Origin of the sequence: Streptomyces sp. NPDC001902 (assembly GCF_042891295.1) — a bacterium.
In the GTDB taxonomy this organism is placed as follows: domain Bacteria; phylum Actinomycetota; class Actinomycetes; order Streptomycetales; family Streptomycetaceae; genus Actinacidiphila.
The window spans coordinates 273,107-297,406 of the sequence record NZ_JBIATA010000004.1; the positions used below are offsets into that span (position 1 = coordinate 273,107).

General features: G+C 71.6%; 24 protein-coding genes. 8 read left to right on the plus strand and 16 right to left on the minus strand.

All coding sequences use genetic code 11. The annotated features are described in order from the left end of the window. The first annotated feature begins 140 nt into the window (after positions 1-140). Positions 141-2,186, plus strand: a complete 2,046-nt coding sequence (locus ACFYYN_RS10025) for an MDR family MFS transporter (protein WP_500545382.1) — start codon at positions 141-143, stop codon at positions 2,184-2,186. Between the two features lie 28 nt (positions 2,187-2,214). Here the strand turns inward: ACFYYN_RS10025 and ACFYYN_RS10030 are convergent, their stop codons facing one another. Then, positions 2,215-2,721: a hypothetical protein gene (locus ACFYYN_RS10030; protein WP_499511667.1), complete on the minus strand. Its 507-nt coding sequence runs from the start codon at positions 2,719-2,721 to the stop codon at positions 2,215-2,217. 91 nt (positions 2,722-2,812) lie between these two features. Then, positions 2,813-3,142, minus strand: coding sequence for an antibiotic biosynthesis monooxygenase family protein (locus ACFYYN_RS10035; RefSeq protein ID WP_500322123.1), 330 nt, complete (start codon positions 3,140-3,142; stop codon positions 2,813-2,815). 83 nt (positions 3,143-3,225) lie between these two features. Between ACFYYN_RS10035 and ACFYYN_RS10040 the strand changes: the two genes are divergently transcribed. Beyond that, positions 3,226-3,507 (plus strand): DUF2087 domain-containing protein, encoded by a 282-nt coding sequence (locus ACFYYN_RS10040; protein ID WP_500359953.1) that lies wholly within the window; start codon positions 3,226-3,228, stop codon positions 3,505-3,507. A 40-nt stretch (positions 3,508-3,547) separates the two neighbouring features. Here ACFYYN_RS10040 and ACFYYN_RS10045 read toward each other — a convergent pair whose 3' ends face one another. Then, complete coding sequence (locus ACFYYN_RS10045; RefSeq protein ID WP_500322119.1) at positions 3,548-4,237, minus strand: hypothetical protein; 690 nt, start codon at positions 4,235-4,237, stop codon at positions 3,548-3,550. Between the two features lie 120 nt (positions 4,238-4,357). Further along, positions 4,358-5,026, minus strand: a complete 669-nt coding sequence (locus tag ACFYYN_RS10050; RefSeq protein WP_500545383.1) for a DedA family protein — start codon at positions 5,024-5,026, stop codon at positions 4,358-4,360. Positions 5,027-5,548: 522 nt separating this feature from the next. On the opposite strand from ACFYYN_RS10050, the gene ACFYYN_RS10055 reads away from it, so the two are divergent. From ACFYYN_RS10055 to ACFYYN_RS10065, 3 genes are all read left to right on the plus strand, one after another. Continuing rightward, a complete protein-coding gene (locus ACFYYN_RS10055) occupies positions 5,549-6,970 on the plus strand; it encodes a family 2B encapsulin nanocompartment shell protein (protein WP_500322115.1) in 1,422 nt (473 codons plus the stop codon). A gap of 209 nt (positions 6,971-7,179) precedes the next feature. Further along, positions 7,180-7,947: a DUF4097 family beta strand repeat-containing protein gene (locus tag ACFYYN_RS10060; protein WP_500545384.1), complete on the plus strand. Its 768-nt coding sequence runs from the start codon at positions 7,180-7,182 to the stop codon at positions 7,945-7,947. Between the two features lie 90 nt (positions 7,948-8,037). Beyond that, positions 8,038-9,279: a hypothetical protein gene (locus ACFYYN_RS10065; protein WP_500545385.1), complete on the plus strand. Its 1,242-nt coding sequence runs from the start codon at positions 8,038-8,040 to the stop codon at positions 9,277-9,279. Between the two features lie 24 nt (positions 9,280-9,303). Here ACFYYN_RS10065 and ACFYYN_RS10070 read toward each other — a convergent pair whose 3' ends face one another. The 3 genes from ACFYYN_RS10070 to ACFYYN_RS10080 form a co-directional block, all read right to left on the minus strand. Further along, positions 9,304-9,558 carry a hypothetical protein gene (locus ACFYYN_RS10070; RefSeq protein WP_500545386.1) on the minus strand — a complete coding sequence of 85 codons (255 nt, stop codon included), beginning with the start codon at positions 9,556-9,558 and terminating at the stop codon, positions 9,304-9,306. Positions 9,559-9,621: 63 nt separating this feature from the next. Next, positions 9,622-9,846: an FmdB family zinc ribbon protein gene (locus ACFYYN_RS10075; protein ID WP_499511677.1), complete on the minus strand. Its 225-nt coding sequence runs from the start codon at positions 9,844-9,846 to the stop codon at positions 9,622-9,624. A 20-nt stretch (positions 9,847-9,866) separates the two neighbouring features. Then, the gene (locus ACFYYN_RS10080) at positions 9,867-10,526 is read right to left on the minus strand and encodes an O-methyltransferase (RefSeq protein ID WP_500322108.1); all 660 of its coding nucleotides are present in this window, start codon (positions 10,524-10,526) and stop codon (positions 9,867-9,869) included. 22 nt (positions 10,527-10,548) lie between these two features. Here ACFYYN_RS10080 and ACFYYN_RS10085 point away from each other — a divergent pair, with 22 nt between their 5' ends. Continuing rightward, entirely contained in the window at positions 10,549-11,193 is a 645-nt protein-coding gene (locus ACFYYN_RS10085; protein ID WP_500545387.1) for a nucleoside/nucleotide kinase family protein, read from the plus strand. On the opposite strand, the gene ACFYYN_RS10090 is transcribed toward ACFYYN_RS10085, so the two are convergent. Genes ACFYYN_RS10090 through ACFYYN_RS10100 form a run of 3 tightly spaced genes read right to left on the minus strand, consistent with a single transcriptional unit; the run spans position 11,174 to position 15,617 of the window. Further along, positions 11,174-12,001, minus strand: a complete 828-nt coding sequence (locus ACFYYN_RS10090; RefSeq protein ID WP_500322106.1) for an HAD family hydrolase — start codon at positions 11,999-12,001, stop codon at positions 11,174-11,176. The genes ACFYYN_RS10085 and ACFYYN_RS10090 overlap by 20 nt on opposite strands. Beyond that, entirely contained in the window at positions 11,998-14,421 is a 2,424-nt protein-coding gene (locus tag ACFYYN_RS10095; RefSeq protein ID WP_500545388.1) for a phosphoribosyltransferase, read from the minus strand. Before ACFYYN_RS10095 ends, ACFYYN_RS10090 begins: the two co-directional genes overlap by 4 nt. Positions 14,422-14,450: 29 nt before the next feature. Continuing rightward, positions 14,451-15,617 carry an HpcH/HpaI aldolase/citrate lyase family protein gene (locus ACFYYN_RS10100; RefSeq protein ID WP_499511682.1) on the minus strand — a complete coding sequence of 389 codons (1,167 nt, stop codon included), beginning with the start codon at positions 15,615-15,617 and terminating at the stop codon, positions 14,451-14,453. Between the two features lie 229 nt (positions 15,618-15,846). On the opposite strand from ACFYYN_RS10100, the gene ACFYYN_RS10105 reads away from it, so the two are divergent. Further along, a complete protein-coding gene (locus ACFYYN_RS10105) occupies positions 15,847-16,773 on the plus strand; it encodes a TerD family protein (RefSeq protein ID WP_500545389.1) in 927 nt (308 codons plus the stop codon). A gap of 25 nt (positions 16,774-16,798) precedes the next feature. On the opposite strand, the gene ACFYYN_RS10110 is transcribed toward ACFYYN_RS10105, so the two are convergent. The 6 genes from ACFYYN_RS10110 to ACFYYN_RS10135 form a co-directional block, all read right to left on the minus strand. Further along, positions 16,799-17,530 carry a TerD family protein gene (locus tag ACFYYN_RS10110; protein ID WP_500545390.1) on the minus strand — a complete coding sequence of 244 codons (732 nt, stop codon included), beginning with the start codon at positions 17,528-17,530 and terminating at the stop codon, positions 16,799-16,801. An 82-nt stretch (positions 17,531-17,612) separates the two neighbouring features. After that, positions 17,613-18,755 carry a DUF475 domain-containing protein gene (locus tag ACFYYN_RS10115; protein ID WP_499511685.1) on the minus strand — a complete coding sequence of 381 codons (1,143 nt, stop codon included), beginning with the start codon at positions 18,753-18,755 and terminating at the stop codon, positions 17,613-17,615. A 16-nt stretch (positions 18,756-18,771) separates the two neighbouring features. Beyond that, the gene (locus ACFYYN_RS10120; RefSeq protein WP_500322098.1) at positions 18,772-19,347 is read right to left on the minus strand and encodes a TerD family protein; all 576 of its coding nucleotides are present in this window, start codon (positions 19,345-19,347) and stop codon (positions 18,772-18,774) included. 62 nt (positions 19,348-19,409) lie between these two features. After that, positions 19,410-19,985, minus strand: coding sequence for a TerD family protein (locus ACFYYN_RS10125; RefSeq protein ID WP_500545391.1), 576 nt, complete (start codon positions 19,983-19,985; stop codon positions 19,410-19,412). A gap of 73 nt (positions 19,986-20,058) precedes the next feature. Continuing rightward, the gene (locus tag ACFYYN_RS10130; protein WP_499511688.1) at positions 20,059-20,517 is read right to left on the minus strand and encodes a peroxiredoxin; all 459 of its coding nucleotides are present in this window, start codon (positions 20,515-20,517) and stop codon (positions 20,059-20,061) included. A gap of 139 nt (positions 20,518-20,656) precedes the next feature. Continuing rightward, entirely contained in the window at positions 20,657-21,097 is a 441-nt protein-coding gene (locus tag ACFYYN_RS10135; RefSeq protein ID WP_026250565.1) for a DUF3052 domain-containing protein, read from the minus strand. A 406-nt stretch (positions 21,098-21,503) separates the two neighbouring features. On the opposite strand from ACFYYN_RS10135, the gene aceE reads away from it, so the two are divergent. Further along, positions 21,504-24,236: a pyruvate dehydrogenase (acetyl-transferring), homodimeric type gene (gene aceE, locus ACFYYN_RS10140; protein WP_500545392.1), complete on the plus strand. Its 2,733-nt coding sequence runs from the start codon at positions 21,504-21,506 to the stop codon at positions 24,234-24,236. Positions 24,237-24,300: the final 64 nt, after the last annotated feature.

Consider the following 24,300-nt stretch of genomic DNA (forward strand, 5'->3'; position numbering starts at 1 on the left):
GCGCATGCCCGGTGCCCAGGCGCCTCCGTTCCCGACGGTCGTACAAACGGAGCCAATCTTGTGGAAAGGGTGTGAATATTTATAAGGAAGTGACGTGAACGCGGTACCGGAGCCCCGGTGCCCGAGCGGAACGAGTCCGTATGGCGCAGGACGACACCACTTCCCCCGCAGGGCGGGCCATGGCGGACGGCCCGGCGGAAGTGACCGACAAGCGGTCCGTCCACGTCGCGATCGGCGCGCTCGCGCTCGGTCTGCTGCTCGCCGCCCTCGACCAGACCATCGTCTCCACCGCGCTGCCGACGATCGTCAGCGACCTGGGCGGGCTGAAGCACCTCTCCTGGGTGGTCACCGCCTACCTGCTGGCCTCCACCGCCGCCACCCCGCTGTGGGGCAAGCTCGGCGACATGTACGGACGGAAGAAGCTCTTCCAGTCCGTCATCGTGATCTTCCTGATCGGCTCGGCGCTGTGCGGCCTCTCCCGGAGCATGGGCGAGCTCATCGCCTTCCGCGCCCTGCAGGGCCTGGGCGGCGGCGGACTGATCGTGCTGTCGATGGCGATCGTGGGCGACATCGTGCCGCCGCGCGACCGGGGGCGCTACCAGGGCGTGTTCGGGGCGGTGTTCGGCGCGAGCAGCGTGCTCGGGCCGCTGCTGGGCGGGCTGTTCGTGGACACCCTCAGCTGGCGCTGGGTGTTCTACGTCAACCTGCCGCTGGGCATCGTCGCGCTCGCCGTGATCGCGACCGTGCTCCACATCCCGGTACGGCGGACCACGCACCGCATCGACTACGGGGGCATGGTGCTGGTGGCGGCCGCGGCGACCTGCCTGGTGCTGATGACCTCACTGGGCGGTACGACCTGGGCCTGGGGCTCCTGGCAGGTGGTCGGGCTCGCGGTGCTCGGCGTGCTGCTGGTCGCGGCCTTCGTCCTGGTCGAGCGGCGGGCCGAGGAACCGGTGCTGCCGTTGCGGCTGTTCCGCATCCGCACCTTCTGGATGTGCTCGGTGATCTCCTTCGTCGTCGGCTTCGCCATGTTCGGCTCGCTGACCTTCCTGCCGACCTTCCTCCAGGTCGTGCACGGCTACTCGCCGACCTGGTCCGGCGTGCACATGATCCCGATGGTGGTGGGCATGCTGGTGGCCTCCACCGCCTCCGGCCAGGTCGTCTCCCGCACCGGCCACTACAAGGTCTTCCCGATCGCCGGGACCGCCGTCACGATCGTCGGGCTGGTCCTGCTGCACCGGCTGGACGAGACCACACCGGTCTGGGCGCTGAGCCTGTTCCTGCTCGTCTTCGGCCTCGGGCTCGGCCTGGTCATGCAGGTACTGATCCTCGTCGTGCAGAACGCCGTCGGCTACGCCGACCTGGGCGCGGCCACCTCCGGCGCCACCTTCTTCCGCTCCATCGGGGCGGCCTTCGGCGTCTCCATCTTCGGCACCATCTTCTCCACCAACCTCGCCCGTGAGGTCACCGCCGCCCTCGCCGGGCTCGCCCTGCCGCCCGGCTTCGACCCGGCGATGATCCAGTCCGATCCGCGCGGCGTGCGGCAGCTCCCGCCGTCCCTGCGCGACCCCGTGCTGCACGCGTACTCCACCGCCATCACCAGCGTCTTCCTGTGGGCGGTACCGGTGTGCTCGCTGGCCTTCGTCCTGGCCTGGTTCCTGAAGGAGCAGCCGCTGCGGCGCACCCTCACCGTGCCCGACGCGAGCGAGACGATCGGCACCAACCCCGTGGACCGCTCCTCCCTCGACGAGATCGCCCGCGGCCTGAGCGTCCTCGGCAGCCGTGAGGCCCGCCGCGACCTGTACGTGCGGATCACCGCGTTGACCGGCCTCGGCCTCCAGCCCGCCTCCGCCTGGCTGCTGCTGTACATCGCCCGCACCGGCTCCGCCGACCCCGTCGACCTCGCCCTGCAGACCACGGTGCCGTACACGGTCATCGAGGGCGCCGCCTTCGAGGTCGAGGAACACCGCTACGCCGTCCGCCGGGGCAACCCGCTGTACCTCACCGAACGCGGTCAGGAGGTCGTGGCCCTGCTCACCGAGGCCCGCCGCAAGGTGCTGGCCGAACTCCTGGGCGACTGGAACCCCGAACGCCACGCCGACCTGGCCGCCCTGCTCACCCGTCTGACCACCGAACTCTGCGGCCAGGACCAGGACCGCCCCGGCCCCCACCGCCCCGCGGCGTGAGCAGCCGGGGCGGCCGGGACCGGGACGGTCACCGCGGTGACGCGGCGAAGGCGGCGAGCGCGGTGAAGTCGGGCTCGCGCAGGCCGACACGCGGGTCGACGTGGTGCAGGAGTGCCGGACCGGGGTGGTGGGTGGCGACCCAGTCCGTGTCGGCGGGGCCCTGCTCGTCGTCGACCCAGGCGAAACGGCGGCCGGCGGCGTACGCCACGAGCGCCTCGGTCTTCCAGTGCACGAGGTCGGGACGGTGCGCGAACAGCGCGGCGCCGAAGTCGACGTACGGCAGCTCGGGCAGGCCGATGACCGGCGCGATCCAGCGGTTGGCCTCCGCCATCCAGGTGGTGGCCCAGCACAGGTCGAAACCCAGCCCGAGCAGCGCCTCGCCGTGCGCGGGGTTGAGCCACACCCGCAGCGGGCGGGCGGAGACGCCGGGCGCCGGCACCCTCAGCGTGGTGTAGCCCTCGGGCCGCCGGGTGCGCTTGGCCGCGTACGGGTTGAGAGGGCCGTCGACGTCGAGGAAGAGCAGCGGCCGGTCCATGGTCACAGCCTGACGCGCGGTGATCGCGGACGGCAAGGCGGTTTCCCGGGCCGGTGGGCGGCGCCCCGCGGGAACGGGGCGCCGCGCGGGGTCAGGCCTGCTTCGGCGCGGCCTGCTGGACGACCTCGAAGGACCACAGGGTGGACCCGCTGGCGGCCGGCCTGGGCCGCTCCGCACCGCCCTCGCCGCCCTCGCGGTGCGCGGCCTGCATCGGGCCGGACATCCAGTTGCGGAAGTCCTCCTCGCTGCGCCACCGCGTGTAGACGAGGTACTGGTCGGTGCCCTCGACCGGGCGCAGCAGCTCGAACCACTCGAAGCCGTCCGAGCCCTCCACGGCGCCCGCCCGTGAGGCGAACCGCTTCTCCAGCACCTCGCGCTGCTCGGCCGGGACGGTCAGTACGTTGATCTTGACGACGCTCATGTCCCTATCGTGCCAGCCGAAATTCGCGTGCCCCCGGTCAGCCCCGCGTGTCACGCTGCCCGGCGGAATGTGTCGTCCCGAGCATGGAGGAGTGCGCTGTGTCCGAGAGCGGTGCGCATGCGGTGTCGGCCCTGTTTTCGCAGGGACGGCTCACGGTCATCCCGCGCCGGGTGGCGCGGCGCGAGCAGTTGCTGCGGCATCTGACCGAGACCCTCTTCCGGCCGGGGCGGGACTACCACGAGCGCGAGGTCAACGAGGCGCTGCGCACGGTGCACGACGACTGCGCGGCCCTCCGCCGCTACCTGGTGGAAGGCGGCTGGCTGGAGCGGTCGGCGGACGGGACCGCGTACCGCAGGACGCGCTGAGCCGCGGCCCCGCACGGCCGGAGCCCGCTGCGCAGCGGGCTCAGCGGCCGGTGTCGTCCCGCGGCTGACCGGGACCCGGAGCGGCCGGGCCGGGAGCGGCAGCGCCGGGACCGCCGGGCGTGCCCTGCCGCTGCCCCGGTGCGAGCAGGATCACGCACACGGCGATGACCCACAGCCCGGCCAGCCCGAGGCCGATGAAGCCGGCGTACGGGATGAACATCAGCACGCCCAGGACGAAGGCCACCCAGCCCAGCCAGTGCGGCAGCGGGTCGCCGTCGCCGCGGGAGATCGCCAGTCCCGCCCCGAGCAGCATGACGCCGATCCCGGCCAGGATGGGCATGAACAGGTCGCTGCCGAGGGCGTTGAGCGCCTGGAGGGCGCCGCCGCCGACCAGGGCCCGGTCGCTGGCCTCGACCAGGCTGAGGGTGAGCCCGGCGCTGATCCAGAAGCCGAGGGCGGCCAGGATGCCGCCGGCGAAGGCGACCTGGGGCAGCCAGCCGGTGCGGTCGGACGTGGCCAGGACGTGCCGCAGGTAGCCGGCGAAGAAGACCAGGAAGAGTCCCGCCACGAGCAGCAGGTACAGGCCGACGCCCTGCCGCGTGTCGTGGGTGAGGTAGAACGCCCTGACCGCGACCCCCGAGCTGCCGATCCCCGGGGTGTCCCCCTGGAGCGCGTAGGAGACGGCGGCGAGGATCACGGCAGCCAGGCCGGTGAGCGGTCCGAGTCGCATCGGGGGGTCTCCGATCCGTCCGTTGGCCCCCCAGACCGGTTTCTGTCCGTACCGATGCTGTCACGGCTCGTGCGGGGCCGCCCATCGGCGGCGCCCACCCGGGGTGCGGTCCGGTGCGGCTCAGCGGGCCTCGGCGACGGCGGCCCGCTCGGGCGTGGCCGCGGTCTGCGCGGGCAGCGTCACCGGGACGACCGTCTGGGCGCGGCGCTCCCGGCGGAAGACGTACGCGGCGAGGGAGCCGGAGCCGATCAGCGCGACGGCGGAGGTGGCGGTGCCGAGCCAGCCGGCGCCGAGCCACTGGCCGCCCGCGTAGCCCAGGCCCACGCTGTACGCGGCCCAGGCCAGGCCGGCCAGCGCCGACCAGGGCAGGAACTCGCGGATGCGGCGGTGCGCGGCGCCGGCGGTGAGGCTGACGACGGAGCGGCCGGCCGGGGCGAAGCGGGCGAGCACGACGAGCGCGCCACCGCCGCGGGACAGGACGGCACCCAGGATCTCCTGGGCGGTGGAGAGCCGGCGGGAGTGCGCCACGTGCTGGTCGATCCACTCGCCGCCGCGCCAGGCGAGGCGGTAGGCGGCCAGGTCGCCCAGGGTGGAGGCGACGGCCGCGCAGAGCAGCAGGGCGAGCACGTCGAGGACGTCGTTGCCGCCGGCGGCGGTGCCGGCCGTGGCCGCCGAGATCAGCAGGACGCCGCTCGGCATCACCGGCAGGAAGACGTCGAGCACGATGGAGGCGGCTACCAGGGCGTAGATCCACGGTGAATCGAACAGGGAACCTGCTCCGATGAACACCGCGTCCTCCTCTCCCTGCGAGTGCGCGGCGCCACCGAGGTGTGAGGCGGTATCACGCAGAAGCGGTTCCTCTGCGATCCGCTCTCAGCCGTACAGCGTACGCCAGCCATGCTCCTGTGATCCCCTCGGGGCGCGTGACGTTTTCCTCATCTTCGATGGTGACGATCGGGAATAGCACGCGATTAACCGGGAGGGACGACAGAACGTCCCCGGAACGAGATGTTCCGCTCGGCCTTCAGTCCGCATCATGGACATGCCACGCATTCAGCCCTCCGGCATCCGGCTCCCGCCCTCGCACATGCGTACGTCCACAACCGTCCGGCCCGCGCCGGCGGGCCCGGGACGTCACGCTCACCCGAATGAGTGAGTGCAGGGCGCTCCACCCGATGGGTAGCTTCCGAGAGGAAAGCGGCAGAAGGCAGGGGGAACCACCGCACGAGAAACCTCGTTTCACCGTGAATTGATTGCCTAATCCACGCTTTTGTGCGCGTGGGCCATCGGGCCGCAAGGGAAGGACCATCCATGACGGTTGAGCCGGGTGTCGCGTCGGAGGCGGCGACGGGGAACGGCCAGTCTCAGCGGAGTCTGGGCACCGCTGCCGCGCGGAATTTGGCGACGACCACCAAATCCGCGCCGCAGATGCAGGGAATCACATCGCGGTGGCTGCTGCGGGTGCTGCCGTGGGTCGAGGCCGCCGGCGGCGCCTACCGGGTCAACCGGAGGCTCAGCTACTCGGTGGGCGACGGAAGGGTGGACTTCGTCCAGACCGGCTCCGAGGTCCGGGTGATCCCGGCGGAGCTCGGCGAACTGCCGCTGCTGCGCGGCTTCACCGACGACGCGGTGCTGACCGCGCTCGCCGGGCAGTTCGAGCAACGGGAGTTCACGGCCGGGGAGACGCTCGTGGCCGCCGGGCAGCCGGCCGACCACGTCTTCCTCGTCGCCCACGGCAGGATCGACAAGCTGGCCCCGGCCAAGTGGGACGGCCAGGGCGTGATCGGCAGCATCGCCGACGGCGACCACTTCGGCTCCGAAGGGCTGGCCGGCCCCGACAGCACCTGGGACTACACCGCCAGGGCGGCCACCGCCGTCACCGTGCTCGCCCTGCCGCGCCAGGCCTTCCAGGCCGTCATGCAGCAGGCCGACGGGCTGCGCGAGCACGTCGCGGGCTTCGTCACCGGCACCCAGCAGGCGCAGAACAAGTACGGCGAGAAGGCCATCGAACTGGCCTCGGGCCACGTCGGGGAACCGGACCTGCCCGGCACCTTCGTGGACTACGACCTCTCCCCGCGCGAGTACGAACTGAGCGTCGCCCAGACCGTGCTGAAGGTCCACACCCGCGTCGCCGACCTGTACAACCAGCCCTACAACCAGGTCGAGCAGCAGGTGAAGCTGACCGTCGAGGCACTGCGCGAACGGCAGGAGCACGAACTGCTCAACAACCGGGAGTTCGGGCTGCTGCACAACGCCGACTACCGGCAGCGCATCACCACGCACTCCGGACCGCCCACCCCCGACGACCTCGACGAACTGATCAGCCGGCGCCGCAACGCCCAGTACCTGCTGGCCCATCCGCGGGCCATCGCGGCCATCGGAAGGGAATTCAACAGCCGCGGTCTGGTACCGCACACCATCGATTTCCACGGCCACCACGTGCCGTCCTGGCGCGGAATCCCGATCCTCCCCTCCAACAAGATCCCGATTTCCCGGGAGAACACCACCTCGATCCTGGTGATGCGCACCGGCGAGGACAACCAGGGCGTGATCGGCCTGCACCAGACGGGAATTCCGGACGAGTACGAGCCGGGCCTCTCGGTGCGTTTCATGGGGATCGACGAGAAGGCGATCATCTCCTATCTCGTCAGCACCTACTATTCGGCGGCCGTCCTCGTCCCCGACGCCCTCGGCGTCCTGGAGAACGTGGAGATCGCGCGTCCCGGGGCCTAGGCCCGGAGCCTGGCCCCGGCGCGCACACGGCCTCCGGGAGCGGCGGCGCGTGCTCGTGGCGGGGCGGGCGGCCCCGGCCGGCCCGTACCGTCCGCCACGAGCACGCCGTCGGCCCGCCGAACCCCCGGGCGGGGCGGGGGTTTTCCCCACCCCGCTTCCGGTGGGCGGCCTGATTCCGGGCACATCGGACGCTCCGTAGCGTCCTGGGTATGACGAAGAGCACCCGCACGTTGAGGACCCTCGCCGCCGCCGCGGGCGTCGTGGCGCTGATCGGTACGGCGTCCGCCTGCGCGAACGCCTCCGACGACAGCGAGCCGGAGCGCAAGAGCTTCGCGCTCGAGGGGAACGAACTGACCATCGACTCCTCCGACAGCAAGGTGGTGGTGAAACCGGCCGACGTGGACGAGATCCAGGTCACCCGCTGGTTCGACGGCTGGGCCGTGTTCGGCGACACGCCGAAGGCCACCTGGTCGATGCACGGGCACACCCTGACCTTCCGCACCAAGTGCCAGGGCGCCGTGCAGGACTGCTCGGTGCGTCACGAGGTGCTGGTGCCGCGCGGGGTCCGCCTGACGGTGGTCAACGGCGACGGCAGCGTGGAGGCGAGCGGCTTCAGCACCCCGCTGGAGCTCACCACGGGCGACGGCTCGGTGGTCGTCCGGGACGTGACCGGCCCGCTCCGGCTCTCCAGCGGCGACGGCCGGATCGACGCCGGCGGCATCCGCTCCCGCGAGGTCAGCGCCCACACCTCGGACGGCTCGGTGAAGCTGGCCTTCGACAAGGTGCCCGACCTCGTCGAGGCGACGACCGGCGACGGCCGGGTCAGCGTCGTGCTGCCCCACCAGAGCTACAAGGTCTCCGCACGCTCAGGCGACGGGCACGTCAGCGTGGACGTCCCCCGCGACGACACCAGCGGCCACGTCGTGACGGTCCGTACGGGCGACGGCTCGGTGAGCGTCACGGAAGCCGGCCGCTGACCGCAACCGCCCGGCCCGTGTATTCGTCCCAGCCAGGTGGGAGACTGGAGCGGACAACCACCGGCGGCGGACCTGCGGGAGAGGGCGACTGTGACGACGGCACGCTCGTGGTGGCGGCGCGGGGACAACCTGCGCGCCGACGCCCAGGCCGCGAAGGACGCCGCCGCCGAGGCGTTCTACGAGCTGGACACCGCCCAGCGCGACCTGGTGATCTCCATAGAGACCATCACCGCCGTCGACAGCTCCCCCGCCGCGCGGCGCGCGAGCGATGACTTCCGGGCTCTGGGCGAGCGCATCGACCAGGTCAGCGCCGCCTACATCGCGGCGGTCGACGCCTACGACCTGGACCGCGACGAGTTGGAGGCCGCCACCGCGGCCCGCGCCCGTACCGAGCTCACCAAGGCGAAGGACGACCTGGTCCGTGCCAGGACCGACCTGAACGCCTTCGCGCGTGGGCTCGGCCCGCTGCTGGACAAGGCCGAGACCCAGCTCGCCCGCCTGGCCCCCGCCGTCGAACGGGCCCGCCAGGCCCTGCTCGCCGCGTCCAACGCGCTGGACTCCGTACGGGCATCGGGTCTTCGCGCCGACGACCTCGCGGCCCGGCTGGCGGCCCTCGGCCCGGAGCTGACCAAGCTCAACCAGGGCGCCGGCACGCACGGCGTGCAGGAGACCATCCGGCGCGCCGACGAGGTGCTGCGCACGGCCGAGGCCATCCGCGCGGAGGCCGAACGCCTGCCCGAGCGGGCCCGTGAGATCGACAAGCGGATCGTGTCGCTGCGGACCCGGACCCAGGCCCTGGCGACCCGCACGGAGGGCGTCGATCCGGTCCTGAGCGAGTTGCGCCGCCGGTTCAGCATGGCGTGCTGGCAGGACCTGCAGCACGTGCCGGAGCGGGCGACGGAGGCCGTGGGCCGCGCGGAGCAGAAGCTCTCGGAGGCGGCCAAGGCCCGCGACGAGCAGCGCTGGCCGGACGCGACGGCCCTGCTCGGCACGGTGCGGGCGCTGCTCGACGACGCCGACGCGGCGGTGTCCGCGGCCGGCGACCGGCTGCGGCGGCTCAACGAGGTCAGCAAGGACCCGCACGGCGAGATCGAGCGGACCCGGTTCGCCGTCCGGGACGCCCAGCGGCTCGCCATGCAGGGCCGTACGACACCGGAGCAGCGGCACGCGCGCCCCCTCGACGAGGCCGTCGCCCGGCTCGACCGCGCCGTCGACGGACTGCAGGGCCGGCACCCCGACTGGTGGCACTTCCTCACCGAGACCGCAGCGGTGCGCGACATGGCGGCCCGGGTCGTCGCCGCGATCCGCGAGGACCGTGCCTCGGGACGCTAGCCGTACGCGGTGAGCCACCGGCGCCTACTCGGGCGCCCTGCGCAGTGCCTCGGCGTGGTACGTCACCGCGCCGTCGCGCCCGCCTTCACCGCCCTCGACCGCGACCAGCCGCAGCACGGCCACCGGCACGCCGAGCAGGGCCTCCAGGCGCGCCACGACCTCCGTGACGTCGGACCACCAGGGGCCCGCGACGGTGAAGGGGCCGTACCCGCCCAGCCGTTCGCCGTCGTACGTCACCACGACGTCGACCACGCGTCCTGCCGCCTGCTGCTGCGTCACCCGGGCAGTGTCCCGCGCGGGGGCGCCGTCCGGCGATCGGTCATCCGGCCCTGCCGCGGCCCGTCAGCCGCAGCAGCCCCCGCCGCAGCAGCCCCCGCCGCCCGCGGCCGGACGGGGGGCGGCCGCCGCGGAGGCGGCGGCGGTGCCGCCGACCGCGACCGTCGACAGGAGCTTGACCGTGTCGTCGTGCCCGGCGGGGCACTCCGCCGGCGCGGCGGACTCCGCCATCGGGCGGCTCAGCTCGAACGTGGTGCCGCAGGAGCGGCAGCGGTACTCGTAACGGGGCATGGGCACAGATTAACCACGGCTCACAGCTTGCGCGCCAGGGTCAGGCCGTCCGCCACGGTCAGCAGCAGCCCCTCGACGCGCCCGTCCGCCGCGACGCGGTCGTTGAACGCCCGGATCCCCGCCGTGTCACCCGTGGCGCGCGGGTCCACGACCCGTCCGTGGAAGAGCGTGTTGTCGGCGGCGATGATCCCGCCGGGCCGCATCCGCGGCACCAGCTCCTCCCAGTAGTTGACGTAGTTGCCCTTGTCGGCGTCGAGGTAGACCAGGTCGATCCACGGATCGCGCGGCAGCGCCCGCAGCGTGTCCAGGGCGGGCGCGATCCGCAGGTCCACGCGGTCGGCGACACCGGCCTTGGCCCAGGCCTCCCGGGCGACCGCGGTCCACTCCTCGGAGATGTCGCAGGCGATCAGGCGCCCGTCCGCGGGCAGCGCCTGCGCCATGGACAGGGCGGAGAAGCCGGTGAAGGTGCCGACCTCCACGACCTGCCGGGCCCCGGTCAGCCGCACCAGGAAGGCCAGCAGCGGACCCTGCTCGCGCGCCGACTGCATGCCCGCCGCGTCGCCGAAGCGGGTGTGCGTGATCTCGACCAGTTCCTCCTGGACCGGGTCCAGGGGCGGATTGTGCTCGAGGACATACGCGTACAGTTCGGGCGTGAGCTGCGGGTTCTTGGTCTCGGGCACGGCTGCTCCTTAAGGTGGCGGCATGTACGTGGATGACGTCCTCGCCCTGGTGCCCAGCATGCCAGGCAGGCGGGTGCTCCTGGGGTTGGCGGGCGCGCCCGCGGCGGGCAAGTCGACCCTGGCCCGTTCGCTGGTGGAGGGGGTCGACGCGCGGCTCGGCGCGGGTACGGCGGCGTACGTGCCGATGGACGGCTTCCACCTCTCCAACGCCCAACTGGACCGGCTCGGGCTGCGCGGCCGCAAGGGCGCGCCGGAGACCTTCGACGTGGACGGCTACGTCCACCTGCTGCGGCGGCTGCGCTCGTGGCAGGGCCACGCCGTCTACGCGCCGGACTTCGACCGGGACCTCGACGAGCCGGTCGCGGCGGGGATCGCCGTACTCCCGCAGGCGCGGCTGGTGGTGACGGAGGGGAACTACCTGGCCGACGACGGCGCCGGCTGGCACGAGGTCAGGGACCTGCTGGACGAGCTGTGGTTCGTCGAGGCCGACCCCGAGGTGCGTGAGGACCGTCTGCTGGCCCGGCATGTGACGGGCGGTCGCACGGAGGCGGAGGCCCGGGCCTTCATCGAGGCCAGCGAACGGCCGAACGCGCTGCGCGTCGAGGCGACGCGCAGCTCGTGCACACGGGTGGTGCGGACCGGCGGGGTCAGCGGCGCGCCACGCTGAGCATCCGGCGCAGGATCTCCTCCCCCGCCGCGACGCCCGGCAGGGCCAGCGCGTCGACGTGCGGCGCGCCCCAGCCGGTGTCGGCGAGTTCGCCGTGGCCGGGCCGCCAGCCGGTGTGGGCGGCGAGCAGCAGTTCCGCGTCGAGGAGGGAGTCGCCCGCGGCGAGCACGTGGTCGGCGCCGGTGCGGCGGACGACCTCGGCCAGGGCCGCGGACTTGGTGAGCGGCTTGGGCACGGCGTAGATCTTGCGGCCCTGCAGCGAGACGGTCCAGCCGCGCTCCTCGGCCCACTCGGCGAGGTCCTTCACCCAGCGCTCGGGCAACAGCGACCGCTCCACGACCAGGTACACGAACAGGTCCTCGGCGACGCGCTCCTTGCGCAGCCAGGACTCGTCGGCGGTGCGCGCCATGAACTCGCGGACCTCCTCGAGCGGCGCGCACCCCTCGGCGAGGCGGCGGCGCATCTCGGCGTTCCAGTCGTGGTCGGTGTGGCCCTTGACCAGGATGTGCCCGCCGTTGGCACAGATCGCGTACCGGGGCACCGGGCCGGGGAGGTTGATGCGCCGGTACTGCTTGCGGGTGCGGGTCGTCGCCGGGACGAACTCGGCGGCGGCCGCGAGCCGCTGGATCAGCACGGCGGCGGCTTCGGTCATGAACGACAGCGGCCGGCCCTCGTGCACCTCGACGCAGAGCAGCCGCGGCGCCTCCTCGTCGGCCACGGACAGGGCCAGGGCCGACGGCGAGTAGATGAGGGTGCGGTCCAGGTCGCTCGCGACGAGGGACTTCACGATCTCCGGGCGCTGCTTCACTTGGCCTCCACCGCCTTGCCGTCCGTGCCGGTCGCGCCCCGGGTGAAGCGCGGGTGGATCAGCCCGACGCACGAGTAGGGCAGGTCGTCCACCTCCTCCACCGGGACGCCGCGCTGCTCGGCGAGCAGCCGGATGTGCGCCAGGTCCTGTCCCGCGCCGCGCCGGGCGAGCACCCGCCACGGCACGCGGCGCAGCAGCACCCGGGTCGTCTCGCCGACGCCGGGCTTGACCAGGTTGACGTCCCCGATGCCGTACTCCTCGCTGATCCGCTCGACCGCGGCCCAGCCCTCCCAGGTGGGCGCACGGTCGGCGGACTGCAGCTCCTTGACGTCCGCGGCGACGTCGTCGGCCACGGCGGCGAAGCGTGCCGTGATCGCGTCCAGGAAGAGGCCGGAGACGTCCGAGCCGGCCAGCTCGCGGTAGAACTTCGCGCCGTGGAACTCGTCCGGGCCGATCAGGTCGGCGCGCAGCACGGTGCGCGACACCAGACCGGAGACCGTGGAGTTCAGGCACGCGGACGGGATGAGGAAGTCGTCGCGGGTGCCGAAGGTGCGGACGCACGACCCGGGGTCGGCGAGCACCGCGATCTCCGGGTCGAAGCCGCCGTACGGGGCCACGGCGTCGGCCAGTTCGCGGGTGATGGCGCCCTTGCCGGTCCAGCCGTCCACGAACACCGCCCGCGCGGGGTCGTGGTGCTCCGCCAGCCAGCGCAGGGCGGTGGTGTCGATGCCCCGGCCGCGGACGATGGACACGGCGTAGTGCGGCAGGTCCAGGCCGTGCGCGTGCCGGGCCCAGCGGCGCATCAGCACGCCGACCGGGGTGCCCGCGCGGGCCAGCGACACCAGCACGGCCTCCGGCCCGCGTTCGGCGAGCACCAGTTCGGTGACGGCGCCGACGGCGCGGGCGATCCGGCCCGCGGATTCCGCCAGCGCGGTCCGGAACAGCTCCTGGTACTCCGCGCTGGGCTGGTACTCCACGGGCAGCGACTCCGCGTAGTGCGCCCCGCCGCTCTGGATCGCCTCCTCGCGCTCCTCGGTCGGCGCCTCCAGCTCGACGTCGGAGAGGTCCTTCAGCAGCCAGCCGACCTCGTCGGGCGCGTACGAGCCGAACGCGGGACCGCGCAGCGGCTCCGGGAGCGTCGGGGCGGGCGGGCGGGGTTCGTACGAGGGGACCACGGCCAGCAGGAGCCTTTCGGTGTGTCCGGCGAGCTGCGCGAGCAGCCCTCCGGGGGCGTGCAGGGCGGGCGTGTCGCCCGCGCTGTCCACGACGGCGACGATCGCGTCGAAGCCCGCGCCCGCCACGTTGTACGCGTAGCGCTCGCCGGGGCCGTCCGCCGGGTCGTCGTGGTCGGGGAAGGTCATCCGGGTGCGTATCGCGTACCCCGGGTCGTCCACGGCCAGGACCGGGGAACGCGTCGTCGTGGAGAACCGCACCTCCGCGGCGGGCAGGGCGTCCTGCAGTGCCCGCGCCAGCCGCAGCGGGGCGTACATGAGCTCCTCGTTGCCGAGGACGAGGACGCACGGTGCCGTGCCGTCGCCTGAGAAGCGCAGGGCCTCCGCCAGGCGTGCCGCCATCGCGGGCAGCGCCGCCTCCAGCCGCGCGCGGTGCGCGGGTGTGAAGCCGTGCCGCCCGCCGTCGGGGAGCCCGGCGGGCCAGTCGAGGTGCACCCGGTGGGGTGCCGCTCCCCCGGCCGGGCCGGTGGCCGGCGCCGCGGTGCCGTGGGCGGCGACCAGGGCCTCGCCCCGCTCGAGGACGCCCTCGGGGAGGACGACCGTTCCCGAGGCCAGGGCCACGACGTCGACGGTCGCGCCCAGCTCCGCGGCGAACCCGGCGAGCAGCTCGCGGTCGGCCTCCGACCGCATGTCGACCAGGGCGACCACCACGTACCGGCGGCGCGGATACCGCGTGTGCAGCGCCCGCACCGTGTTGAGCACCGTCCGGCCGGTCGAGAACTCGTCGTCGACCAGCACCAGCGGCCCGTCCCCGGCCAGCAGGCCGGCGTCCTCGGGCAGCAGCAGGTGCGAGGTCGCGTGGCTGTGCTCCTCCTCGAAGCCGCCGACCGGCTCGGTCCCGGCGACCGGGCGCCGCGTGGAGTGCAGGTACGGGGCGGTGCCGACGCCGTCGGCCACGGCGTGCCCGAGGCCCGTCGCGGTCTCGGCGTAGCCGAGCACCACGGCCCGGGCCGCCTCGTCCTCGCCCAGCAGCTCCCGCACGCGCACCCCGAGGCCGTACCCGGCGTCGTAGACGACGTGCGGACGCTGCGGCACGTGCTTGCCCAGCACGTTGGAGACGAGCAGGTGCGCCCGCTTGGGGTTGCGGCGCAGGGCGAGGCCGAGCAGACCGCTCAGGCCGTCCCCCCGCAGGGTGACCCCGAGCCGGTCGGCGACCCACTGCCCGGACCAGACGTGCTCCACTGCCATGCCTTCGGCACTCTCCCTCTCGTTGCCGGTCACGACGGCACGCACGCGGAGAGCAGCTCGACGAAGCCGATCTCCTCACGCGCCACGCCGAAGACCTCGGCGCGCCGCACGGTGCGCTCGGCCCAGGCGCGGTGCGGCTTCACCTCGTTCATCTTGTTGGTGTAGGCCGAGCGCAGCACGCCCCCGCCGCTGCGGTCCTCGTGCAGTATGTCGACGGCGTCGCTCCACTCCTCGTGGGAGACGACGCTGAGCGCGTGCACGGGCTGGACGTGCGAGGGGTGGATGCAGGTCTTGCCCTGCAGGCCGTTCGTCCGGTCCAGTTCGATCTCGCGCAGCAGCCCGTCCATGTCCCGCTGGATGAGGGCCTCGCGCAGGTCGACGGCCTCGGGGACGAAGGGGCTCTGCCGCAGCAGCGGCTTGAACATGCGCTCGGAGTGCTTGAAGTACTCCCAGACCGGTCCGGTGATGGTGAAGCCGGTGCCGTCGGCGCGCCCGAGGACGTTGACCACGTCGGCGATGATCGAGGCGACGATGCGGACGTCGTAGGCGGTCATGTCGGGCGAGCGGCGCAGCCCGTAGGCGGAGCAGAAGTCGGTGACGCCGAGCCGCAGCGCGAGCACGCGGTCGCGGTACTTGTCGACGGTCCGGGAGATGCCGTACAGCGTCTCGGTGCGGGTCTCCAGGTGGAGCAGCTGCGGGGACTCCAGGACCGGCATCGCGTACAGCCGCCGCCCGCAGTCCGCCTCGGCGGCGGCGAGGGCCTCCAGGAAGGGGACCCCGGACTCCTCGGTGAACTTGGGGAGCACGAATCCGGAGAGCAGGGACACGTCGTCGCCGAGCCGGCGCACGAGGTCGGTGATCTGGCCGGGGGTGCGGACCCGTATGAAGAGCAGCGGGGGGTCGCCGTCGGGGATCCGGTGGGCGAGATCGCCGAACTGGCGGACCAGGTTCTCCTCCGCGGCCTCGACCTCCCGGTCGTCGATGGAGTCCTCCAGGCACAGCACCATCGACACCACGCCGCGCGCGGCCTGCTTGAGCACGTCGTCGGCGAGCCTCGACCGGGTGGCCGGGCAGTAGAGGGTGGCGCCGAGGGCGACGGCGAGCGTGCCGGCCGACGAGGCCGCGGTGAATTCGGCGGGCTCCCGGTGGAAGAGCTCGTTCCGTACGTCCGGCGCGAGGTGCCCGAAGTGGCGCATGCTTTCCCCCGTGGCAGGTGGTGGTTGGAGAGGAGGTGGGAAGCGTCCCCCGACGCCGTGGCCGATTATCGTACGTGCGAGCCCCCTGCGGACGTTCCCGGCGTACGTGAAAATCAGGTAACCCCCTCGGGTCCGGTACGTGTCGCCCTGTCCCCATCTTTCCCCGCCGGCGCACCCGCCGTGCGCCCCGCGTTGTGGGCGCGGCCCCCGGGAGGGCAGGATTACGCGCATGACGCAGGCGATGGTGAAGGGCTCCAACATCCCGGTGACGGCCTCGGGGGTGCGGGCGGTGCTCCGCTGGAGCCCGGGGGCGGGTGTGCCGGACGTCGACGCCTCGGCGCTGCTGCTGGGTGCGGACGGCCAGGTGCGCTCGGACGAGGACTTCATCTTCTACAACCAGCCCCGGCACCCGGGCGGCGCCGCCCGGCACCTGCCCAAGCGCAGCGAGCCGGCCGGGCTGACGGACGCCATCGAGGTGGACCTGGCCGCACTCGAGGCGGGCGTGGACCGGGTGGTCGTCGCGGCCTCCGCGGACGGCGGCCCCTTCGCCCTCGTCTCCGACCTGACGGTGCTGCTCTACGACACGGCCGCCGGTTCCGACGCCGAGCCGCTGGCGGTCTTCGACGTCGTCCCGGACACCGGCGACGAGTCGGCGCTGATCTGCGGCGAGCTGTACCGCAGGGCGGGTGGCTGGAAGTTCCGCGCGCTGGGGCAGGGCTACGCCTCGGGGCTGGAGGCGCTCGCCACCGAGTTCGGCATCACCGTCGAGGAGGGCGACCTCGACGAGGCACCGCCGCCGCGGCCGGAGGGCGAGGCGGCCTCGGTGCCGCAGCCCGTGCCGCCGACCGTCCTGACCACCGAGCCACCCGACGCGTACACCCTGCAGGCCCCCGCGCCGGTGCCGCCGCAGCCCACCGCGCCGCCCGCGTACGGCTACCCGCAGGAGCCCCAGCCGACGGTGGCCGCCCCGGCGTACGGCTACCCGCAGGAGCCCCAGCCGACGGTGGCCGCCCCGGCCTACGGCTACCCGCCGCAGCAGCCCGCGCCGACCGCGGCCGCCCCCGCTCCCTCTCCTGCCCCCGCGTACGGCTATCCGCAGCCGATGCAGGGGTTCCGGCTGCCGCCGATGGGCCCCCAGTTCCAGGAACGCCGCTGAGCGGGCCCGCCAGGGGGCCGCGCGGTCAGACCTTGGTCTTGTAGCCGCGGCCCCACTGCAGGCCCCAGCCGTACAGCCGGTCGAGCTCGGCCTGGAAGCCGTAGACGTACTTCACCTCACGGCGCACGGTCAGGTCGCCCTTCTTGTTCTCGATGAGCACCACGGCGCACGAGCGGGCCTGCGGCTCGCGCTCGTCCAGCAGGATCTCGATCCGCGGACCCGAGCTGGGGAAGATCTCCACCTTGGCGTGGGTGCGGTCGAAGGCGGGCGTGCCGTCGTAGATGTAGACGAAGACGAGCATGCGCTTGAACTCGTCGTGCTTGTCGAGGTTGATGTAGAGCGTCTCGCCGGACGAGCCGCCGAAGCGGTCGTCGCCGGTCATCTGGATGTACGGCGGGGCGTCGAGGTCGCCCAGGAAGTTGCCGAGCGGCTGGACGACGCCCTTGGTGCCGTCGGCCAGCTCGTACATGCACGCCAGGTCGAGGTCGACGTTGACCATGGCGGGGCCGGCCGCCTGCACGGGCTCCGGCTTGAACAGGTGCGTCTGGCGGCTCAGCCACGAACCGCTGCGCTGGTTCCAGCCGCCGGTGTCGGAGGTGCGCATCTGCCAGGACAGGTTGATGCGCAGGTTGCCGACGGCCGCGCCCTGCTTGGACAGCGAGACGACCTGGTGCCGCCTGGTGAGCTCGATGGTGTGCGCGTTCGCCATGTCGAACTGCGCGTTGAAGCCGCCGCTCGGCCGCAGGAAGTTCCACATGTCCGTCCGTCCCCTGCACGCAGGCCGCCCCCCGCCGGTCGGCGGGGGGCGGCGTGACCCGAATGTCGTGACGAGACGGGGGTCAGACCCCGCTCGTCACCTCCGCTTTGTCGTCCCGCTGCTCGGAGCTTTCCCCGAGACGGCGGTTTCGCACCACCGACGACCAGTACGAGGCGCCGATCAGGACGACGCCGATGAGGCCGGTGATGACCTCGTTGATCTCGAACTTGATGGTGACCAGGAGGATGACCGCCAGCGCGCCGATCGCGTAGTGCGCGCCGTGCTCCAGATAGACGTAGTCGTCCAGGGTGCCCTTGCGGACCAGGAACACGGTGAGCGACCGGATGTACATCGCACCGATGCCGAGGCCGAGGGCGATGATGAAGATGTCGTTGGAGATCGCGAACGCGCCGATGACGCCGTCGAAGGAGAACGACGCGTCGATGACCTCCAGGTAGAGGAAGAGGAAGAACGCCGCCTTGCCCGCCAGGCCCACGGCCGAGGCGCCGCTGCCGGCCGGCTTGCCGCCCGAGCTCCGCTCCTCGAGCTCCTCGTCGGCCTCGTCGGCCTCGTCCTCCAGCTTGTCCTCGAAGTAGCTCGAGATTCCGCCGACGACGAGGTACGTGATGAGGCCGCCGATCCCGGCGAGCAGCACCGTGGAGGACTTGTCGCCGCCGCCGTGCGAGACGTCCGTGGCGAGCGTGGTGGCGGTGATCAGCAGGGCGACCAGGGCGACGACCACGGAGAGCGTGTCGAGCTTGCCGAGCTTGGAGAGCGGCTTCTCCAGCCAGGCGAGCCACTTGTGCTCACGCTCCTCGAAGATGAAGTCGAGGAAGATCATCAACAGGAACATCCCGCCGAACGCGGCGATCGCCGGGTGCGCCGACGTGACGAGGTGCTCGTACTGTTCCTTGTTGTTGATCGCCAGGTCGATGGCCTCGATGGGCCCGATCTTCGCCGTGATCGACACGATGATGATCGGGAAGACGAGGCGCATGCCGAAGACGGCGATCAGAATGCCGATGGTGAGGAAGATCTTCTGCCAGAAGGCATTCATCTTCCGCAGGATGCCGGCGTTGATCACCGCGTTGTCGAAGGAGAGCGAGATCTCCAGCACCGACAGGATGGCGACGAGGGCAAGCCCCTCCGCACCCCACAGGAAACCGGCGAGGGCGAGGCCGGCGGCGGTGACACCGAACGACCAGCCGAAAGTTCGGAGGAGCACTGGATATCCAATCCCTTTACGAAACGTTGACCCCAAAGTCTAGGGCGATGCCCCGGAGGCCTGATGCATACCCCTGGCCAACGGCTCGGAACTTCCATTCGCCGCCGTACCGGTACAGCTCTCCGAAGATCATCGCCGTTTCGCTGGAGGCGTCCTCGGAGAGGTCGTAGCGTGCCAGTTCGCTCTGGTCGGTCTGGTTGACCACCCGGATGAAGGCGTTGCTGACCTGGCCGAACGTCTGGCCGCGGGCGTCGGCGTCGTAGATGGAGACCGGGAAGACGATCTTGTCGACCCGCTCGGGCACGGCCGACAGGTCCACCAGCAGGACCTCGTCGTCGCCGTCGCCGTCACCGGTCAGGTTGTCGCCGGTGTGCTCGACCGAGCCCTCCGGGCTCTTGAGGTTGTTGTAGAAGACGAAGTACTCGTCGCCGAGCACCCGGCCCGAGGCGCACAGCAGCGCGCTGGCGTCCAGGTCGAAGGGCGCCCCTGTGGTGGAGCGCGCGTCCCAGCCGAGCCCGATCAGCACGTTGGTCAGATTGGGTGCGGCCTTGGTGAGGGAGACGTTGCCCCCCTTGGCGAGCGTCACGCCCATGCTGTTCTCCTCCCCCGCGGGGCTCGCGGTCCGCCGGACGCGGACCGCGAGGCCCCGGCGAATCAGACGTTGACGCCGAAGTCCTGCGCGATGCCGCGCAGGCCGGACGCGTATCCCTGGCCGATGGCCCGGAACTTCCACTCCGCCCCGTGCCGGTACAGCTCGCCGAAGACCATCGCCGTCTCGGTCGAGGCGTCCTCGGTGAGGTCGTAACGGGCCAGCTCCTTGTCGTCGGCCTGGTTGACGACGCGGATGAAGGCGTTGCGGACCTGGCCGAACGACTGCTGACGGCTCTCGGCGTCGTAGATCGACACCGGGAAGACGATCTTGGCGACCTCGGCCGGCACGCCGGCCAGGTTCACCTTGATCTGCTCGTCGTCCCCCTCGCCCTCACCGGTGATGTTGTCGCCGGTGTGCTCCACGGAGCCGTCGGGGCTCCTGAGGTTGTTGAAGAAGACGAAGTGCTGGTCGGAGAGGACCTTGCCCTCCGCACCGGTGAGCAGGGCACTGGCGTCGAGGTCGAAGTCCGCGCCCGTGGTGGTGCGGGCGTCCCAGCCGAGGCCGACGATGACGGCCGTGAGGTTGGGGGCCTCCTTCGTCAGCGATACGTTGCCACCCTTGCTGAGGCTGACTCCCACGGGTCCTCCCATGTCATCGCGTGCTGCTCGTATCAGGATCAACGCCCTGAGGTTAGTACCCGGTTCCCCAGGACTACAGGGCTTCGAGCGCCTTGACGTACTCGTTCAGGTCGCGGGCGTCCGGCAGGCCGTTGACGACGGTCCAACGGACCACGCCCTCCTTGTCGATGACGAAGGTGCCGCGCACCGCGCAGCCCTTGTCCTCGGCGAAGACGCCGTAAGCCCGGGAGACCTCGCCGTGCGGCCAGAAGTCGGACAGCAGCGGGTACTCCAGGCCCTCCTGCTCGGAGAAGACGCGCTGGGTGTGCATCGAGTCGTTGGAGACCGCGAGCAGCTGGACCTCGTCGTTCTGGAAGGCCGGCAGCTCGTCGCGGAGCGCGCACAGCTCGCCCGTGCAGACCCCGGTGAAGGCGAAGGGGAAGAAGAGCAGGACGACGTTCCTGGAGCCCTGGAAGTCGGACAGCCGCACGGTCCGGCCGTGCTGGTCCCGCAGCTCGAAGTCGGGGGCCTTTTCGCCTACGGCGAGCGCCATGGTGGACACACCTCTCCGGTGACGGTGACGGGACCCGCGGCGCGGGGCCCCGCGGCCAGTCTCGCACCGCCGCGCCGGGGCAATGCGAGGCGCCCCCGCGACGCTCGGTCACGGGGGCGCGGTGCCGGTCAGGAACGCCTCAGCGCTTGCCGGCCTTCGCCGTCTTGGGGGTCACCAGTCGACTGGCGGTCCAGTCCTTGGAGACGTTGACACTGCTGGTCTGAGCCAGGCCGGCAGTCTGCGCGGCCTCTCCGATGTCACTCGGCTCGACGTGCCCGTCACGGCCGGTCTTCGGGGTCATGAGCCAGATCTGGGCGCCCTCGTCGATGGCGGACGTGGCGTCGACCAGGGCGTCGGTCAGATCGCCGTCATCATCACGGAACCAGAGGATGACGCCGTCGGCGACGTCGTCGTACTCCTCGTCCGCGAGCTCTTCGCCCGTGATCCCCTCAATACCCTCACGGAGCTCGTGATCGACGTCATCGTCGTAGCCGAGCTCCTGGACCACCTGTCCGGGCTCAAAACCAAGCCGGCTCGCCGGGTTGGTTTGCTCCTCCGCGTGGCCCGCGGTCGCGCTCACGCTCTGCCTCCTGTCATGGGGGTTGTCTTCCCGCTCCTGTGCGGGGTTATGGGCGGTAGTCCACACGGGCGCGGCGGATCGCGCAAGTACCCAGCCGCCCATCCCGCCCAAACGTTGACGTGTCACCGCAACCCGAACCGTGAGGGGTGACGTGGCTCACTCCACTATGCCAGCATTTCTCCCGAATCGGGGTTGCGGTCGGTCGTACGTCCGAGTGGGCGTAGAGTTGCGGTTTGGTCGTACGGCCACCGGACAGCCATGCGAGAGCCTCAAGAGGGTCTGGAAGAGGGGTCTGTCTCACTTAGTGGTGGTTACCACTCAGTAGAGATGACGTATCCCGAACGCGCGGTACACGATGGAGGCGGCGCGACCCAGCAGAGCAAGACCCTAGAAGCGAAGGAATAGCGTGGCTTCCGGATCAGATCGCAACCCGATCATCATTGGCGGCCTTCCCAGCCAGGTCCCGGATTTCGATCCCGAGGAGACGGCGGAATGGCTCGACTCGCTTGACGCCGCCATCGACGAGCGCGGACGCGAGCGCGCCCGCTACCTCATGCTCCGCCTGATCGAGCGAGCCCGCGAGCGGCGGGTTGCCGTGCCCGAGATGCGCAGCACGGATTACGTGAACACCATCGCGACCAAGGACGAACCGTTCTTCCCCGGCAACGAGGACATCGAGCGGCGCATCCTGAACGCGACCCGCTGGAACGCGGCGGTCATGGTGTCCCGGGCGCAGCGTCCGGGTATCGGCGTCGGCGGGCACATCGCCACCTTCGCTTCCTCCGCCTCTCTGTACGACGTGGGCTTCAACCACTTCTTCCGGGGCAAGGACGACGGCAAGGGAGGGGACCAGATCTTCTTCCAGGGCCACGCCTCCCCCGGCGTGTACGCCCGTGCCTTCCTGCTGGACCGGCTCTCCGAGACCCAGCTCGACGCGTTCCGCCAGGAGAAGTCCAAGGCGCCGTACGGCCTGTCGAGCTACCCGCACCCGCGGCTCATGCCGGACTTCTGGGAGTTCCCGACCGTCTCCATGGGCCTCGGCCCGCTGGGTGCGATCTACCAGGCCCGGATGAACCGTTACCTGCAGGCGCGCGGCATCGCCGACACCGAGCAGTCGCACGTGTGGGCCTTCCTCGGCGACGGCGAGATGGACGAGCCGGAGTCGCTCGGCCAGCTGTCCCTGGCCGCCCGTGAGGGCCTGGACAACCTGACCTTCGTCGTCAACTGCAACCTGCAGCGGCTCGACGGCCCGGTGCGCGGCAACGGCAAGATCATCCAGGAGCTGGAGTCGCAGTTCCGCGGCGCCGGCTGGAACGTCATCAAGCTGATCTGGGACCGCACCTGGGACCCGCTGCTCGCGCAGGACCGCGACGGCGTGCTGGTGAACAAGCTCAACACCACGCCCGACGGCCAGTTCCAGACCTACGCCACCGAGACCGGCTCGTACATCCGCGACCACTTCTTCGGTGACGACCACCGGCTGCGCAAGATGGTCGAGGGCCTCACCGACGACCAGGTCCTGCACCTGGGCCGCGGCGGCCACGACCACCGCAAGATCTACGCGGCGTACAAGGCGGCCCGCGAGCACAAGGGCCAGCCGACCGTGATCCTGGCCCAGACCGTCAAGGGCTGGACGCTCGGCCCGAACTTCGAGGGCCGCAACGCGACCCACCAGATGAAGAAGCTGACGGTCGACGACCTCAAGCGCTTCCGCGACCGGCTGCACCTGCCGATCTCCGACAAGGAGCTGGAGTCCGGCGCCCCGCCGTACTACCACCCGGGCCGGAACTCGGAGGAGATCCAGTACATGCACGACCGGCGCAAGGGCCTGGGCGGCTACGTCCCGACCCGCGTCGTGCGCGCCAAGCCGCTGGCACTGCCGGACGACAAGGCCTACGCGGGCACCCGCAAGGGCTCCGGCCAGCAGACGATCGCCACCACGATGGCCTTCGTCCGGCTGCTGAAGGACCTCATGCGGGACAAGGAGATCGGCAAGCGCTTCGTGCCGATCGCCCCCGACGAGTACCGCACCTTCGGCATGGACTCGCTCTTCCCGTCGGCCAAGATCTACAACCCGCTGGGCCAGACGTACGAGTCCGTCGACCGCGAGCTGCTGCTGGCGTACAAGGAGTCCCCGACCGGTCAGATGCTGCACGACGGCATCTCCGAGGCGGGCTGCACCGCCTCGCTGATCGCCGCCGGCTCCTCCTACGCCACGCACGGCGAGCCGCTGATCCCGGTGTACGTCTTCTACTCGATGTTCGGCTTCCAGCGCACCGGCGACCAGTTCTGGCAGATGGCCGACCAGCTGGCGCGCGGCTTCGTGCTCGGTGCCACGGCGGGCCGCACCACCCTCACCGGTGAGGGCCTGCAGCACGCCGACGGCCACTCGCACCTGCTGGCCTCGACCAACCCGGCCGTCGTCGCGTACGACCCGGCGTTCGGCTTCGAGATCGCGCACATCGTCAGGGACGGTCTGCGCCGCATGTACGGCGAGGCCAACGAGGACGTCTTCTACTACCTCACCGTCTACAACGAGCCGATCGTCCAGCCGGCCGAGCCGGAGGGCGTGGACACCGAGGGCATCCTCAAGGGCCTGTACAGGTACCGGACCGCCGAGGCGGGCGCGATCCCGGCGCAGATCCTGGCGTCCGGCGTGGCCGTGCCGTGGGCGCTGGAGGCCCAGAAGATCCTCGCCGAGGAGTGGAACGTCCGGGCCGACGTGTGGTCCGCGACCTCCTGGAACGAGCTGCGGCGCGACGCCGTCGAGGCCGAGGAGCACAACCTGCTCCACCCCGAGGAGGAGCAGCGCGTCCCGTACGTGACGCAGAAGCTCAGCGGCTCCGAGGGCCCGTTCGTGGCCGTCTCGGACTGGATGCGGGCCGTCCCGGACCAGATCTCCCGCTGGGTGCCGGGCACCTGGCAGTCCCTCGGTGCCGACGGCTTCGGCTTCGCCGACACCCGTGGCGCGGCGCGCCGGTTCTTCCACATCGACGCCCAGTCGGTGGTCCTCGGCGTGCTCACCGAGCTCGCCAAGGAGGGGAAGATCGACCGCTCCGTGCTGAAGCAGGCGATCGACCGCTACCAGCTGCTCGACGTCGCCGCCGCCGACCCCGGCGCCGCGGGCGGCGACGCGTAACGCCGTCGTCAAAGGCCAGGGGCCCCCGTCGCGCGGTGGCGCGACGGGGGCCCCTGGCCTTTCC

What these genes read in the sequence shown, in the direction of transcription:
- ACFYYN_RS10025 (WP_500545382.1), top strand. Translation starts at nt 141, where the DNA reads ATGGCGCAGGACGACACCACTTCCCCCGCAGGGCGGGCCATGGCGGAC.
- ACFYYN_RS10030 (WP_499511667.1), bottom strand. Translation starts at nt 2,721, where the DNA reads ATGGACCGGCCGCTGCTCTTCCTCGACGTCGACGGCCCTCTCAACCCG.
- ACFYYN_RS10035 (WP_500322123.1), bottom strand. Translation starts at nt 3,142, where the DNA reads ATGAGCGTCGTCAAGATCAACGTACTGACCGTCCCGGCCGAGCAGCGC.
- ACFYYN_RS10040 (WP_500359953.1), top strand. Translation starts at nt 3,226, where the DNA reads ATGGAGGAGTGCGCTGTGTCCGAGAGCGGTGCGCATGCGGTGTCGGCC.
- ACFYYN_RS10045 (WP_500322119.1), bottom strand. Translation starts at nt 4,237, where the DNA reads ATGCGACTCGGACCGCTCACCGGCCTGGCTGCCGTGATCCTCGCCGCC.
- ACFYYN_RS10055 (WP_500322115.1), top strand. Translation starts at nt 5,549, where the DNA reads ATGACGGTTGAGCCGGGTGTCGCGTCGGAGGCGGCGACGGGGAACGGC.
- ACFYYN_RS10060 (WP_500545384.1), top strand. Translation starts at nt 7,180, where the DNA reads ATGACGAAGAGCACCCGCACGTTGAGGACCCTCGCCGCCGCCGCGGGC.
- ACFYYN_RS10075 (WP_499511677.1), bottom strand. Translation starts at nt 9,846, where the DNA reads ATGCCCCGTTACGAGTACCGCTGCCGCTCCTGCGGCACCACGTTCGAG.
- ACFYYN_RS10085 (WP_500545387.1), top strand. Translation starts at nt 10,549, where the DNA reads ATGTACGTGGATGACGTCCTCGCCCTGGTGCCCAGCATGCCAGGCAGG.
- ACFYYN_RS10095 (WP_500545388.1), bottom strand. Translation starts at nt 14,421, where the DNA reads ATGGCAGTGGAGCACGTCTGGTCCGGGCAGTGGGTCGCCGACCGGCTC.
- ACFYYN_RS10100 (WP_499511682.1), bottom strand. Translation starts at nt 15,617, where the DNA reads ATGCGCCACTTCGGGCACCTCGCGCCGGACGTACGGAACGAGCTCTTC.
- ACFYYN_RS10105 (WP_500545389.1), top strand. Translation starts at nt 15,847, where the DNA reads ATGACGCAGGCGATGGTGAAGGGCTCCAACATCCCGGTGACGGCCTCG.
- ACFYYN_RS10110 (WP_500545390.1), bottom strand. Translation starts at nt 17,530, where the DNA reads ATGTGGAACTTCCTGCGGCCGAGCGGCGGCTTCAACGCGCAGTTCGAC.
- ACFYYN_RS10120 (WP_500322098.1), bottom strand. Translation starts at nt 19,347, where the DNA reads ATGGGCGTGACGCTCGCCAAGGGGGGCAACGTCTCCCTCACCAAGGCC.
- ACFYYN_RS10130 (WP_499511688.1), bottom strand. Translation starts at nt 20,517, where the DNA reads ATGGCGCTCGCCGTAGGCGAAAAGGCCCCCGACTTCGAGCTGCGGGAC.